Source organism: Enterobacter cloacae complex sp. GYL001 (assembly GCF_049237125.1).
GTDB classification, from domain to species: Bacteria; Pseudomonadota; Gammaproteobacteria; order Enterobacterales; family Enterobacteriaceae; genus Enterobacter; species Enterobacter hormaechei_C.
This window is the reverse complement of record NZ_JBMKGW010000013.1, coordinates 1-13810: the sequence shown is the minus strand read 5'-3', so window position 1 is coordinate 13810 and position 13810 is coordinate 1. Positions and strand designations below refer to the sequence as shown.

Annotated in this window: 16 protein-coding genes and 1 pseudogene; 11 read left to right on the top strand and 6 right to left on the bottom strand. The window is 50.0% G+C overall.

Annotation, left to right across the window (positions count from 1 at the left end):
• Positions 1-630: 630 nt before the first annotated feature.
• The 3 genes from ACOTWU_RS19215 to ACOTWU_RS19205 all read right to left on the bottom strand — a co-directional run bounded on the left by ACOTWU_RS19215 (position 631) and on the right by ACOTWU_RS19205 (position 2366).
• Entirely contained in the window at positions 631-834 is a 204-nt protein-coding gene (locus ACOTWU_RS19215; RefSeq protein ID WP_016051712.1) for a hypothetical protein, read from the bottom strand.
• A 50-nt stretch (positions 835-884) separates the two neighbouring features.
• Entirely contained in the window at positions 885-1535 is a 651-nt protein-coding gene (locus ACOTWU_RS19210) for a hypothetical protein (protein WP_048228562.1), read from the bottom strand.
• A 318-nt stretch (positions 1536-1853) separates the two neighbouring features.
• Positions 1854-2366, bottom strand: a complete 513-nt coding sequence (locus ACOTWU_RS19205; RefSeq protein ID WP_048228561.1) for a transcriptional regulator — start codon at positions 2364-2366, stop codon at positions 1854-1856.
• A 126-nt stretch (positions 2367-2492) separates the two neighbouring features.
• On the opposite strand from ACOTWU_RS19205, the gene ACOTWU_RS19200 reads away from it, so the two are divergent.
• Positions 2493-3281 carry a hypothetical protein gene (locus tag ACOTWU_RS19200; protein WP_126527277.1) on the top strand — a complete coding sequence of 263 codons (789 nt, stop codon included), beginning with the start codon at positions 2493-2495 and terminating at the stop codon, positions 3279-3281.
• 43 nt (positions 3282-3324) lie between these two features.
• Here ACOTWU_RS19200 and ACOTWU_RS19195 read toward each other — a convergent pair whose 3' ends face one another.
• The 3 genes from ACOTWU_RS19195 to ACOTWU_RS19185 form a co-directional block, all read right to left on the bottom strand.
• A complete protein-coding gene (locus tag ACOTWU_RS19195; RefSeq protein WP_126527278.1) occupies positions 3325-3852 on the bottom strand; it encodes a hypothetical protein in 528 nt (175 codons plus the stop codon).
• Positions 3853-3914: 62 nt separating this feature from the next.
• Positions 3915-4193 carry a hypothetical protein gene (locus ACOTWU_RS19190; RefSeq protein ID WP_039264874.1) on the bottom strand — a complete coding sequence of 93 codons (279 nt, stop codon included), beginning with the start codon at positions 4191-4193 and terminating at the stop codon, positions 3915-3917.
• Between the two features lie 2 nt (positions 4194-4195).
• Positions 4196-5755 carry a DEAD/DEAH box helicase gene (locus ACOTWU_RS19185; RefSeq protein ID WP_252000960.1) on the bottom strand — a complete coding sequence of 520 codons (1560 nt, stop codon included), beginning with the start codon at positions 5753-5755 and terminating at the stop codon, positions 4196-4198.
• 59 nt (positions 5756-5814) lie between these two features.
• Between ACOTWU_RS19185 and ACOTWU_RS19180 the strand changes: the two are divergent.
• From ACOTWU_RS19180 to ACOTWU_RS19135, 10 genes and pseudogenes are all read left to right on the top strand, one after another.
• Positions 5815-6518 (top strand): annotated as a pseudogene (locus ACOTWU_RS19180) (ParB/RepB/Spo0J family partition protein).
• Positions 6518-7186 (top strand): ParB/Srx family N-terminal domain-containing protein, encoded by a 669-nt coding sequence (locus ACOTWU_RS19175; RefSeq protein ID WP_042863541.1) that lies wholly within the window; start codon positions 6518-6520, stop codon positions 7184-7186. The pseudogene ACOTWU_RS19180 and the gene ACOTWU_RS19175 overlap by 1 nt, the downstream one beginning before the upstream one ends.
• Positions 7183-7821 (top strand): ATP-binding cassette domain-containing protein, encoded by a 639-nt coding sequence (locus ACOTWU_RS19170; protein WP_045339217.1) that lies wholly within the window; start codon positions 7183-7185, stop codon positions 7819-7821. Before ACOTWU_RS19175 ends, ACOTWU_RS19170 begins: the two co-directional genes overlap by 4 nt.
• Positions 7814-8068: a hypothetical protein gene (locus ACOTWU_RS19165; RefSeq protein WP_001113021.1), complete on the top strand. Its 255-nt coding sequence runs from the start codon at positions 7814-7816 to the stop codon at positions 8066-8068. The genes ACOTWU_RS19170 and ACOTWU_RS19165 overlap by 8 nt, the downstream gene beginning before the upstream one ends.
• 5 nt (positions 8069-8073) lie before the next feature.
• The gene (locus ACOTWU_RS19160) at positions 8074-8964 is read left to right on the top strand and encodes a hypothetical protein (RefSeq protein WP_002211789.1); all 891 of its coding nucleotides are present in this window, start codon (positions 8074-8076) and stop codon (positions 8962-8964) included.
• 9 nt (positions 8965-8973) lie between these two features.
• Positions 8974-9240 carry a hypothetical protein gene (locus tag ACOTWU_RS19155; protein WP_000176291.1) on the top strand — a complete coding sequence of 89 codons (267 nt, stop codon included), beginning with the start codon at positions 8974-8976 and terminating at the stop codon, positions 9238-9240.
• 195 nt (positions 9241-9435) lie between these two features.
• Positions 9436-10077 (top strand): hypothetical protein, encoded by a 642-nt coding sequence (locus ACOTWU_RS19150; RefSeq protein WP_048228593.1) that lies wholly within the window; start codon positions 9436-9438, stop codon positions 10075-10077.
• A 2-nt stretch (positions 10078-10079) separates the two neighbouring features.
• Positions 10080-11336, top strand: coding sequence for a phage terminase large subunit (locus tag ACOTWU_RS19145; RefSeq protein WP_002211787.1), 1257 nt, complete (start codon positions 10080-10082; stop codon positions 11334-11336).
• Between the two features lie 33 nt (positions 11337-11369).
• On the top strand, positions 11370-12944 hold the full coding sequence (locus ACOTWU_RS19140) for a hypothetical protein (protein WP_058672000.1): 1575 nt from the start codon (positions 11370-11372) through the stop codon (positions 12942-12944).
• Between the two features lie 22 nt (positions 12945-12966).
• Positions 12967-13810, top strand: an 844-nt coding sequence (locus ACOTWU_RS19135; protein ID WP_421625791.1) for a DUF6651 domain-containing protein, incomplete at its 3' end; no start/stop codon positions are given.

The window sequence follows — 13810 nt, the reverse complement described above, 5'->3', positions numbered from 1 at the left end:
AAACGCCCCTTTCTTTTCGTCCACCAGCTGCCGCAGGGAATTTTAGAAACGGCCAGAGAGCTTTCCGGGGAACCGAAGGGAAACGGCCAGGGAATTTTCGGGAAACGGCTGGGTTTGCCTTTATGTAGAAAACAGAGCGGGAGAAGCCCAGAATCCTGCCAGAAAATGTCGCAGGGGCGCTGGGGTAGCGCTGGTGGGGTTTCAGCCCCTGAGCCATCCAGATAGCTTTCGCTATGTGATTATGTGAATCCGTGGGTAAACCACTGCAAGCGCGTACACGTCGCGCCAACGTGCCAATGATACGCGAGCGCCCACGGATAGCGCCAACATTGCCGACACGTCCCGAAGGATAGCGCGGATCACGTCGCCAGCTATCGCCAGACGATCACGCCCACGACACGACAAAATAATCCACGCGCTAAAACGCTGTAAAACGCGCTATAACGTGTTTTTTTTTGTGGTTAATGGGCATATACCACCACACATAAAAACGCGTTAAATTGGCGCATTTATGGCGCTTATTTTGGGTCTGTTTTGGCTGACTTCAGACAATAAAAAACGCGCCAACAATGGCGCGTTATGGTGTGCGGATCTTGAAACGAAAAAAGCGCCCATAGTGGGCGCTTTTGTTTAAATGCTGTTTTGCAGTTTTCCGATCATTTCAGACAAGCGCAAATATTCACGCTTGCGCTTACAGTCTCTTTTACTGTTAAGCAAATCAGAAAACGTAAAATTTAATTTGTCACGTTGCGCTTTTAAGTCGTCGATTAATTCAAGTTTATAAGCGCGATATTTTGCGCGATATTCCGCGCGGATCTGGTCATAACTAATCATGATTTTTATCCTTAAAACTAGCGCCCATAGTGGGCGCTATATCCATCTAATTACGCTTTGAAAGCATCAGCCAGATAGTTATAAAAATCATTCTTGATAAAGCGATATTGTTGCGATCCGTTTTTAGCAGCGCCCATTCCTTTGATTTTCTCGACCAGTCCGAGACGTTCACACAAATTGATAAGCTGATTGGCTTGAGTGTAGCCAGCGTCTAATTTAATCTCACATGCTTTTTTAGCTTCATTCATTAAATCGAATACAGCGCCATTTGTGAATGTCTCCATTTCATCATTAATCATTTCGATTAATGCGAATACGCGAGATCCGGACATATCAGCGACTGAATAAACGCATTTACCAGACTTGATAGATTTAACCAGATAAACCAATTTTTCGAGTGAATAGCTATTGGTCATAGCTTCGCGGAAAAACACTTCTGGCGCTTGTTTGCTTGCTTTAATCGCGTAGTAAAAGACACCAGCTAATTTCTCATCATTAACAGCGTTTAAAACGTTGTTGGTGAAGTATGCAAGTTTGGTAGTCGCTGCAAGCATGTTAGCTTTATCTGCTTTTGTGTGCGTACCATTCTGATAATGATTGTTATAAGTCTGAGTAGCGTTGTTGGCTGCAACTTGCAATTCATTAGCGATAACAACAGCAGCGTCGATGATAGATTTTTTAGAGATGGCAATGTTAGACATGATATGAATCCTTAGATTAAATCAGAAAATATATTTCTTTCTATCGTTGGCGTGTTCGCTTTCGATGTGACTAATTATCGATATTCAAAAATTAAAATCAAGAGTTTTTTACGAGGGAACGTAAAAATTTTTTCTTCAATAAAAATCAATGTCTTAGAAATAAAACGCATTTTCTCGAAGGTGTAGCCTAAATAAATTATCTATTCGGTCAATTACCCTTATATATTTAAAACGGAATCGGGATTAGGGGAAATAATTATAATGGGAAGTGACACATAAAATAATAACCGGACTTAGCCGGTTATTACCCTTATAGATTTAAAACGGTAAAATCCGTTCGACCCAATCGAAGAGAGCAATCATTCTTACGCGTTCTCCGATTCTCATCGTCACCTGACAAGCGTCAACGCCTAACGACACTCCCTCAATTTCACGGCCATCCGCCATGTAAACCCTTATAGACTTCTGCGTTTCATGAGCCTGACGACAAATTCTGAAGAAGTCGCGGCGAGATGGCTGGTTGTTCCCGTAGTCCGGATGTATGGTAAGTCTGCCCGTAAAGCCGTCCTCTACTTCTGGAGGTATAATTGTTTCAATGGTGCTAACTCTCTCAATAGGAAGACGAACTCGATGCTCTTTGTTTCTTGGAGCGGGAGAAAGATCGAGTTTGTTGCGTGATGGTAGTGTTCCCTGTATGTACATGTTGAACACTTGTCCATCTTCCATCGTGACCTTTACAGGAACAGAGCGTGCTCTCCAGAACATCAAGGTATGTTCCACATTCGAATAGTCTCTGGGCCAGACCTCTGCAGGGACTCCATATGTAATCATAGTCTACCTTTTTATGTCTTTTTTAGTCATTATATACATCTATCTGATACGTATACAGACCAACTGTACTTTCTGCCGAGTTGATATTGTTAAGCTGATAATGAAATAAGGCTTATGGAGGGAGATGTGAATAAAAAATACGCATTGGGACTAATGGCGGCATCTATATTGTTAACAGGTTGTGATTCTGCTGAGGAGCGAGCTATAAATCTTGTTGAAAAGGAAGTTCGTTCTACGCTTTTAGATCCAGATTCGGGCCGGTTCACCAATATGCGAGCGCTTCAGCTAGGTGACAATAGTCACTCATATATGGTATGCGGCGAGGTGAATGGAAAAAATGCCTTGAGCGCCTATACAGGCGCGACTGAATTTAATGCGTACATCTTTGATATTCGCGAACGTGAGCCGATAACGAATGTTGCAATTAATAATACCACTAGCTCATTAAAAGAGCGATTGCTTTTTGAACGACAAAGTCTGGCATGTATTGACAATGGCGTGAAACGCTATTTAGAAAAAGAAGATGAATTCAGAAGAGCAAGCGAAAAACGAGATGATTTGAAAAAAACTCCTTTAGGAAAAGCGGTGTTTGATGCCGCAAGTGATTCATCATATGTAAGCAGAGAGTTGGGGGAACCGAAGCGTGTCCGTGAAGTGTACGCAAGAGAGGACGATAAGCATGCCTTTGTAAGTGTCACTAATTATGATACTCCCGATTTTTACAAATTCAGGAAGAGCGATAAAGGCGAACTTGAACCTGTTAAGGGGCTTTCATATACCGGTTATCCCGCAGCAGTCAAACAGTGCCAATTTGAACAAGTGGACTCTGAAAACTGCATCACAGAAGAAGAAATTAAGTTGCTTCGAAACGAAAAATATAAACTTGACGACTTCGAAGTCCCGCCAGAAGAATAAATAATATCATGTGCTGGAATTTATAATCCCAGCACATCGGTTGTTATTTGTCCAGTGCTTTGTATTTACTCTTAATCAATCGCTCTCCCTTGTCGGTGAAAATAAAACCAAATGGCGATTTGCTGTTTCTACGTAACACGCCTTCTTCGATTGCTTCATTGTTTGGTTGTACAGTTGCATTGTCTACCCAACCTAGGAGAGCAAGAAAGTTCAGAAGTTTCAAGCTTGTTACCCCTATGTCTAAAGCTACATTACTGACGGTGCGGCGTACTCTGCTTCTCGTTTTAGTTACTTCACTGCTCTTCGGTGTCAAAAATGTATCTAGCGTATTAAAGAAGCCTCTTGCAGATTCTGACTTAATAAGACCTGAGTCGCTCATATCACATGCGATCCGATACAGAACATTGCTGTTATTCATGAAGGGATAGTTCTCAACAAATCTCACGAACTCTTGTGCATTTTTCTCTCCGCATTTGTAATCCAGCGGGTTGTTCACGCGCCAGAAAAAAGCGTTGTTGTTTTTTGCATCAAAAATATCAACGAATGGTAGTTCGGTTAAATAATTCATCATGTGCTCCTTTGTGTCTGGACGAGCACATGATGAATTTTAAAAGGAGGGGAAAAAGTGGAAGTTTACGGCAGCCGTTTAAGGATATCGGCCAGATCTTCTTTGGTCATGCCAGAGGATTCGTAAATCTTCATGACCTTTTCACGGGCCTTTGCAGAAGCCTCTAATGACGTAGCTGCCTTATCAAAATCAGCCATCGTCATGTTGGACAGCACCAGATTGATGATGTCTGCCTTTGACAGCTTAATATTGCGTTCACGCAGTCGATTCTGAAAGGTTTCCAGCTTGTCGTTTGCTTTTTCGGTTAACTGAACCTGGCAGTGTATAGCGCGTTTCTCGCTCATGCTTACTCTCTATTCAAAACAGTGAAATCGAATGTGCTACCCACCGGCAATACGCCCTCGGCAAACCCAGGCGTCGTGTCGATAATGTGCTTCCGCTCATATGAATGCGACATGAGATATTTGTTGCTCACGTCGATAAAGTCGGTAATAAAGCACACGTTAGCCTGATTCTTTTTGGCTCGAAGACCGCGACCAACACGTTGGCGCATCTCAACTTCGGCTTTGCCGCCACCACCCAGAATCACCGCCCCTACGCTTGGAACGTCGACACCAACATCCAGAATGGTTGAACCAATCAGAACATCTATCTTGCCTGCCGCCAGACTGTTGAGCTTTGCTTGTCGGGTAGTCTGGTTTGATTCTCCGTAGATGAAATCGACCTTCAAGCCGCTTTCCTTCATCATTTCCATCAAAATCTGACCATGACGCTTCAAACGAACCAGCGTCATACAGTTCAGACCGTGACTTTTGTACATTAACGCTTCGCGCACAATAGCCTCGTTGCGGCCCAGATTGTAAACGATGCCTAACTGATAGGCTTTCTGGTAAGCCGTACTCATTCCAACCCGAAAGTTCAGGTGTTTCGAAGCAAGTTCGGCCCTAATCCGCACCTCGTCTGGAGTGTACGCGATTTTATGATATAGAAAGTATGGTTTCGCTAAAATACCTCGATCGATCAAATATTTCTCCGTTACCTTTATCTCAATGCGGCCGGCAACGGCCATGAGACGCATATTTGCCTCGGTCGAGTCCCTCATGAACGGCGTAGCTGTCAGCGCCAGACGGTAATCGGCATTGATGCACAACCGGGGGATATCGTAGAAGTTTGAACCAGATGATTCGTGTGCCTCTTCCAGAATCAGCAGAGAAACGCTGGACAGAAAGCGCTTAACCAGTTCCCGGCGCTTCAGGTGGTACTGTTTTTTCTCAGGTGATGCGTCGCGCGGTGGCTCTTCGAGAAAACTGGCCAGGGTCTGCACCGTGGCAACGTTGATATGGCGCGAGACCTGGAACTCACCAGATCCAATCACCCCAACTTTCTGACCTTTCAGCCACGGCTCGCCATTCTCCGCGCGGTAATCGATGGATTTCTGGAAGTTCTCTGCCATCTGGAACATCAGAACCGAGCGCGTGGTTAAAAACAGCGTCATACGACCAATGCGAGCAGCTGCCTTACACGCTACGTTCGATTTACCGCCACCCGTCGCAATCTGGGCAATCATCATCCCTTCGCGCACCAGTGTTTCCACAGTCTGATCCTGATACGCATAGTCCGGGTTATACGGGAATGGGTTAACTACCGGGTTCGGCTTGCCCAGCGCGGGGGCTTTTTCCTTGCGCACATGCACGCATTTGATGCCAGCTTTCAGAAGGTTGGTCGCTACCGGCTTCGCAAACCCAGCCGGGAACGCGTTTTTGCTCCAGTTGAACATCGTGCTGGTTCCTTTCCAGTCACCAGCCTCCACTTCATAGCTCAACATCTCCTGAACGAGCCGTTTCACGTTGTCATCAGCGCCAGAAATCAGCGCATTGACTGCATTCGATACAATCCGAACTGTCATAAACCTCTTTCCTTCGTGCCTTTTGTATGGTAATTGGCTATTATAGTAAGTAAGTACTTATACAATGGATTGTATCAGAATTATGGATGTGAAAATTACGATTCTGCAGGTGGAAGTCGCGAACCTGCGTCCGAATCCCTGGAATACCAACTCCGTTGGGGCGCAAAACTTCGAAAAACTGAAAGGCTCTATCGAAAAATTGGGCTTTTTTAAGCCAATTCTGGCGCGGGAGCTGGACGGGGGCGTTTTTGAGATCCTCGGTGGCGAACACCGCTGGCGTGCCGCGATGGAGCAGGGCATTTCAACGGTTCCCGTCATCTCCGTGGGCAAAATTAACGACCTGGTGGCCAAACAGATGTCCCTGGTCGATAACGAGCGCTACGGCGAAGACGATCAGGTCGCTTTGCAGCGCTTAATCGAAGAAATCCAGTCTGAAATCGACTACCGGTTGTCCGATATCGCCCCGTATGACGACGAAATGGCGGCAACACTCGCCAAAGCGTCCGTTATCGATCTTGAAGCGCTGGAAGCGCTCTCCCGTGGCGATGACGAGCCGGTCGATGAGGACAAACGCGAGAAAACCGAGCGAGTCGGCGCTGAACACCAGACGATGCGCTTCAAAGTGACGTTTGATGCGTCAGATCGCGTCGCCGACACCATCAAAACCATCATCAAAGAGCAGGGAATCAATACCGGTAACGAAATGGAGAACGCCGGGGAAGCCCTGGTGTGGCTGGTCGACTACTACAAGGAGCGTATGTAATGACCAAAAACTTTGAAATCGTCTATCGAAACCCGGTAGAACTCATCCCGTATGAGATGAACGCCAAAAAACATGACGAACAGCAGATCCGCGACCTGGCGGCCGCCATCAAAAAGCGCGGTTTTGACCAGCCGATCACGGTCGACAAGCATGACGTCATCATTACTGGCCACGGTCGTCGTGAGGCTGCACTTCTGGCTGGTCTGGAGCGTGTGCCGGTCATCGTTCGCGACGATCTGAGCGAAGAAGAAGTGAAGGCGAAGCGTCTGGAAGACAACCGCCTGGCCAGTATTGACTACGACGCTATCAAATTGCAGCAGGAACTGGAATCCCTGGTGTTGGGTGACGTCGAGGTCTTCGGTTTTGAGGAGCGCGAGCTGAACGTGCTTGTCGGCAGCATGACCGAAGAGATGGAAACCGGCTCTCTGGTGCTCGATCTGGGCGAAGAGACGGAACGCCAGAAAGAAGAGCACACCGAGATCAGTCGCGAAGTGGCCTCTGAAGAAGTCCGCGTCATCGACGTATTGGGCTTTAAAACGCTCCCTGCTGGCTCTGCCATTGTGGTTGGGGATTTGCTTGCCCACATGGAAGAAATCACGGGGGAGAGCGGGGTAGACGCTTTCGTGGCGTATGCGGAGAAAGTTTCTTCTGGGGAGCTGGCTGCATGAGCAAATACACCATCAACGTATCGTTTCAGACCCGCGTGAACAAAACCACGCGCACGCTGGAGATTGCCGAATCGTTCGGTCTTGGCCTGGACGAAAAAGAGTGGACGCTTTACGACAATCTGGAGCTGGAAGTGAAGCAGGGCGATGTGGTGTACATCACCGGCCAATCCGGTTCCGGCAAATCTGTTGTGCTGCGCGAGCTGCAACGCCAGATGAAGGATGAAGGGCTTCCTGTAGCCTCCATCGATGACTTTGCCTTCGACAATGAGGTTAACGTCATCGACCAGTTGGGCAAAACCACCAGCGAAGCGCTGGGGCTGCTGTCTATGGCCGGATTGAATGACGCCTATCTCTTTGTGCGTAAGCCATCCGAGATGTCTGACGGCCAGAAATACCGTCTCAAGATCGCCAAGCTGATCGAGTCAGGCGCCAAAGTCTGGGCAGCCGACGAATTTGGCGCTGTTCTCGACCGTGTAACCGCCCAGGTTGTGGCGTCGAATCTCCAGCGTGCCGCCCGTAAGGTTGGTGCGACGGTAATGGTGGCGACGACCCACGAAGACCTGAAGAACGCGCTGCGCCCGGATATGCAGATCACCAAGCACTACAAAGAACGCGTGAAGGTGGAATATGCCTGATTTGAAGATCGTAGAGCTGAAGCCATCGAAAGAGGCTGACAACAACAACGTTGAAGTCATCCGCCTGCTGGAAGAAGCACTCCAGTACGCCAGAGAAGGCAAAAGCCAGAGCCTGGCGCTGCTGATGATCAACAACGACGGCAGTGTTCTGGATTGCTGGCATAACGGTGGGCGTCCATACGTCATGGTCGGGGCGATGGAATCGCTTCGCCTGGACTTCATCAATGCCAATATCGAGCGCAGGTGATCGACATGACAGACATCATCATCAAACGCTACCGCCCGGAAGAGTTCCCGCGTCATCTGGACTTTCTGGAGCGTATGACCGTTACCAAAGGCACGGTTGAAGACTGGCACGCGCTGAAGTCGCTGCACTACAAGACGGATGGTAAGCCGTTCGCGCCAACGTATTATCGCTGCGAACTGGACGACCGGCTGGTGGGCGTCGTGGTTATGGCTTACCCGAAACTGCTGCTGGCGCCTCGCCATCGCATGTTTCCTAAGCTGAAGCCAACCACCAATACCACCGTGGCCAACCAGTATTGGGGTCGGTACGTGAACAACAACTTTGCGGTGATCAGCCGTTCCGTTGTGGACACTCAGTACCGCGGCGTCGGTGTCTCCTATCGAATGATTAACCTGGTTAGCAGGATGCACGACCGGCCAATCATCGAGATCCAGTCGTCGATGAGCAAATACAACCCGTTCGCCATGAAAGCAGGGTTCCAGTTCATCCGTCCGGAGCGTCCGAAGAGCTATGAGAGTGCGTTGCGCGTCTTCCAGCGTCATTTCCGTTCCGACCCTGGCGACAACGAAGCGATCGTCAAAGAGCTGTTCGCCATGAGTGAGTCTCGCCGTCGTCGTGCGCTGCGTGATCTGGTCGCTGACTACCACAAGAACAGTTCCCTGGCCAAAGCCGGGCGTAATCGTGGCACGACGATTCAGGACATTGCCGACAGTCTGGTGGACGAGGCCAGCATCGTGAAGCTGCTCAAGGACATTCACAACCTGAGCTTCACGTCTCCGCTGTATGGCGTGTACCGAAACCCGGACTTTGGTCGTCAGCTGCCGGACACGCTGCCACTGCTGGCATTCGACAAACAGCCTTTGAATAAACCTCTTGAAATTGCATTACCGGCATAAGGATTTGCCATGACGTTGACCGACAAACAAAAAGACATCATCAAAACCATCAATTTAGGCCATGAGCGTGGGCATCTGCTCGATCTGGACGAGCTGCTTGAAGTGCTGCCGTACAAAACGACCAAACAGAGTATGCAGTTCTCTATCCGCGCACTGGTGAAAAAGGGGCTGGTGGAGAAAGGAATGTGCCGCCAGCGCGGTGATTCCGGCTACCACCGTCGCACGCTGGGACTGACCACTTTAGGTCGTGCCAGAGCCAAATTACTGGTGATGTAAGTCGGTCTGGGAGCCAGTTTGAGAGCCTGCTTCCGTATATATAAATACTAAGTGACTTATTAAATATATACGGAAGCAGGTTCTGAATACTCCCCAGCCCGGTTTTAAACACCCAGAAAACAAATTGGTTAGGCACAGAATTAAACAAGTTGTTTAGGAGCGCAAGGATGCGCTCTGAGTGTTTTAGAGGGATCTATGACTGTAGAAAAAGACGAGAGCAAAACTCGCCTGACGCCAGCTGAGTGGGCAGAAGCCGAAGCAAAGTGGACTTCCGGCGAATACACACTCTCCAAGCTGGAGGAAGAGTACGGCATTCGTCGTGAAACGCTCTCCAGACATTTCAAAAAGCGTGGATTAGAGAAAGGCGCGGACTCCGTTGGGAAGATGGTGCGCGAGTCGCTCAAATCCGACGCAGAGCTGCGTGCGAAGGCGCGCGCAGAGAAAATCGAAGAGCGCCGGACTCGTTACGACGATTGGGCATTCGCACTCGGTCGGATGGTGATGCATGAGGTGGCCACAGCCAAGAAGGACGGCAAGCCACTCGCAACCATCGAAGATGACCTGAAGAGTATCCAGCGTGCCAGCGGCACACTCGCTAAGTGCTTCGAAATATCCTCGAAAGCGCTCGGTATGGATCGCGCTGAGAACGAAGAAGACGAAATCCCGAACCTGGTATTTGGCGAACTTACGCCTTCCCAGGTGGCGCAGCTGCGTAAGGAAGATGATGAGCCGGATCTGATTGATGACGATCTGCTTGAGTCACTCGAAGAGGAAGCACTGAGCGAAGCAGAGGGCGATTCTGACGCGTCTGGTGATGAAAGTGATGGGAGCGTCTAACTATGGCCATCCCGTCGTCTCTGAGTCTCGTACAGCTGCATTCTGGGCAGATGCAAGTCTTCCAGTCGCCACATCGTTTCAAAGTGGTGTGTGCGGGTCGACGCTGGGGTAAATCCCGGTTGTCGATCTCCACCATCATCCGCGCGGCAGCCAAAGAGAAAAAGCAACGTGTCTGGTACGTCGCACCGACTTACCAGATGGCTCGCCAGATCTTGTGGGATGACCTGCAGGAAGTTCTGCCTCGTAAATGGGTTCGTAAGAAAAACGACACCACGATGACCATCGTGCTGAAGAACGGCTCTGAAATCGCGCTGAAAGGTGCGGATAAGCCCGATACGCTTCGTGGTGTGGCACTGCACTTCGTGGTGCTCGATGAATTTCAGGATATGAAGCCGGACACCTGGTACAAGGTACTGCGTCCGACACTGTCCTCCACCCGTGGCGGTGCGCTGATCATCGGTACGCCAAAAGGCTTCTCCGAGTTCCACAAGCTGTGGACTATCGGTCAGAACAAAGATTTGCAACGCAAAGGGCAGTGGAAGAGCTGGCAGTTCGTTACGGCCGATTCTCCGTTCGTACCGAGCGCGGAAATCGAAGCGGCGAAGAACGATATGGACCCTAAATCGTTCGCGCAGGAATACCTGGCCAGCTTCGAAAACATGTCCGGACGCGTTTACTACCCGTTCGACCGCAATGTGCATGTGAAGCCACTCCAGTTCAATCCGAAACTGCCGATCTGGGTTGGTCAGGACTTCAACATCGACCCTATGTCATCGGTCATCCTGCAGCCGCAGCCAAATGGTGAGCTGTGGGCCGTGGACGAGGTTGTGCTGTTCTCTTCCAACACGGCTGAAGTGTGTGATGAGCTGGAGCGTCGTTTCTGGCGCTGGAAGTCTCAGGTCACAATCTTCCCTGACCCGGCAGGTGCGTATCGCCAGCACGCACGCGGTGAATCGGACGTCGATATCTTCAAGGAAAAAGGTTTCCTGCGAGTCGATTATCCGAAGAAGCACCCGCCGATCGCAGACCGTGTTAACGCAGTGAACCGCATGTTGATGAGTGCCTCGGGCGAAACCCGGTTGTACATCGATCCGAAGTGCAAACACCTCATCGACTCGCTGGAGAAGGTGATCTACAAGCCAGGCTCACGCGATATGGATAAGACTGGCGGCATCGAACACAGTGCGGATGCGTTGGGTTATCCGGTTCATCGTAGGTATCCGGTGAAAAATCGTGTTATTCTTGGCGGATCTAGATAGGTAAGTACTTACCTAAACGAAAAGGAAAAGCAAATGGAATTGACTGACAAGCAAATCAAAGACCTTGTGGCACGACGCCACCCTGAATATGAGAAGAAAAAAGAACATTGGGACTTCCTCGCCAGCACCTACGCTGGCGGGCGTGCCTGGTTCAACGACAATATCTTCCGTTACTTCAAAGAGGGCGATCAGGAGTTCAAAGAGCGCCTGGAACGCGCTTATCGCTTCAACCATACGCGCGAAGTGGTAAACCTCATCAACAAATACCTCTTCAAAGAGGTCATTCACCGCAACACTGATGAAGCACCGGAGCAGATCCGCAATTTCTGGAAGCGAGCCACGCGCCAGAACGCCTCCATCGATGCGTTTATGGCGGCTATCGATCTGCAATCATCCATTTATGGCCGTATCTGGGTTGTCGTGGATAGCACGATGAACGTCGATGTTGAGTCTGTTGCAGACGAGAAGAAAAATGATGCGCGTGCCTACGCTTACTGGATTTCGCCGCAGCAGCTGCTTGATGTTGCCTGGGATGAAGACGGCAATATGTTGTGGGCGCTGATTGTTGAAATCGCGCGCGACGACGAAGATCCGTTCACGTCAACCGGGCAGGAATACCAGCGTTACCGTCTGTGGACGCAAAACGAGTGGTATCTGTTCCGTGAAGAAGTGAAGAAAGGTTCCGGAAATAGCGGTCGCCGTCAGGCCAAAGTCGTTCTGGAGGATAGCGGCCAGCATAATTTGGGCGTGGTGCCGGTGTTCCCGGTGGATTGCATTGGTGAAAGCGAGTCTCCGTATTTCAGCCCGTCGTTGATTGACGATATTGCCTATCTTGATCGCGCCGTGGCCAACTACCTGTCGAACCTTGACGCGATTATTCAGGATCAGACATTCAGCCAGCTGGCGATCCCGGTTCAGTCATTGCTGCCGGGCGATGAAAACCACACCAAAGTGCTTGAAATGGGGACAAAGCGCGTCTTCACCTTCGACTCTGAGAGCGGTAATCAGCCATTCTACCTGTCTCCGGACCCGAAACAGGCCCAGATGATTATCACCACGATTAAGACGGTGATTAACGAGATCTACCATTCCGTTGGCGTGGCAGGTGAGCGAACCAAGCAGGATAACGCACAGGGCATCGATAACTCTTCGGGCGCAGCGAAGATGTACGACTTCCAGCGTGTTAACAGTCTGCTGGTGACGAAAGCAGAACGTCTCGAAAGGGCAGAGCGCCAGATGATGCAGCTGGCAGCGAAGTGGATGGGTGTCGAACTGGATGAAGACCACTCTCTGATCGCGTACCCGGAAAGTTTCGACATTCGCGGTCTGACTGACGAGTTTGCCGTTGCCGAGAAACTGTCGCTGCTTCAGGCGCCTGATTCTGTTCGTCGTCATCAGATGGAAATGCTCATCGAGAAGGTCTTCCCGAACATTTCCGAGGCGATGCAAAAGGAATTTCAAAAAGATCTCTTGAAATTTCCTCCAAAAAATGATCTTAACACCCTTGAAAATAAGTCAGTACTTACTTATGATCAAGATGCAGCCCAAGAAAGCGGGCAAGATCAACCCCGAGGGAATGGGGACTCATCTACTCAAGAGACCGAGTGATAAGTAACGAAAAGGAATTTCTATGAATCTGTGGCAAATGCTTATGGCCCGTCGTGGCCTGATGGATGTAGCTGAAGCGCATGAGCGCGGAGGCGCTGGTGGCGGTGCTCCTGCTGGAGACAATGAGCAGGGCAATCAAGACCCAGGCAAACAGGGCGAGCAAAAAGAGCAACCGAAGGGTGACGACGACGAGTATGCCGGTATGACTCAGGAAGAGTTGCTGGCAGAACTGCGTAAGTCCAAGAAAGCCGGTGCTGACCTGCTGAAAGAGAACATGAAGCGCAAGGAGAAAGAGCGCACATTGGCCGATCAGCTGGCTCAGTACGGTGATATTGACCCGGCGCGTGCTCGCCAGCTTCTCGAAGCTGAACAAGCCGCAGAAACCGCACGTCGGGAGGCGGAGCAGGCTGAACTGGAACGCCGTGGTGAGTTCGATGCTGTGAAAAAGCAGATGATCGAAGCGCACCAAGCTGAACTGGCACAGCGCGACGAACGCTACTCCGCTCTGGAGAGCGAGAACGCCGCACTGAAGGCTCAACTGGTCGAAATGACGGTTGGCGCTTCCTTCAGCGGCTCTGCCTTCCTGCGTGACAAAGTTCTGATGACTCCGGCTAAGGCTCGCGTTATCTACGGCTCTCATTTCGAAGTGGGTGAAGACGGTAGTGTTGTGGGCTTTGATAAGCCAGCCGGTCAGAAAGAACGTGCAGTTCTGGTTGACGGTGAAGGCAAACCGTTACCGTTCGAATCCGCGATTGAGCGCATTCTGCGTGCAGATCCGGAAGCTGACGCACTGTTGCGCAGCGAAGCCAAGCAGGGTGCTGGTTCCAATAGCAAACCGACCCACAAAGTAAACCAGCCGAAGAGCA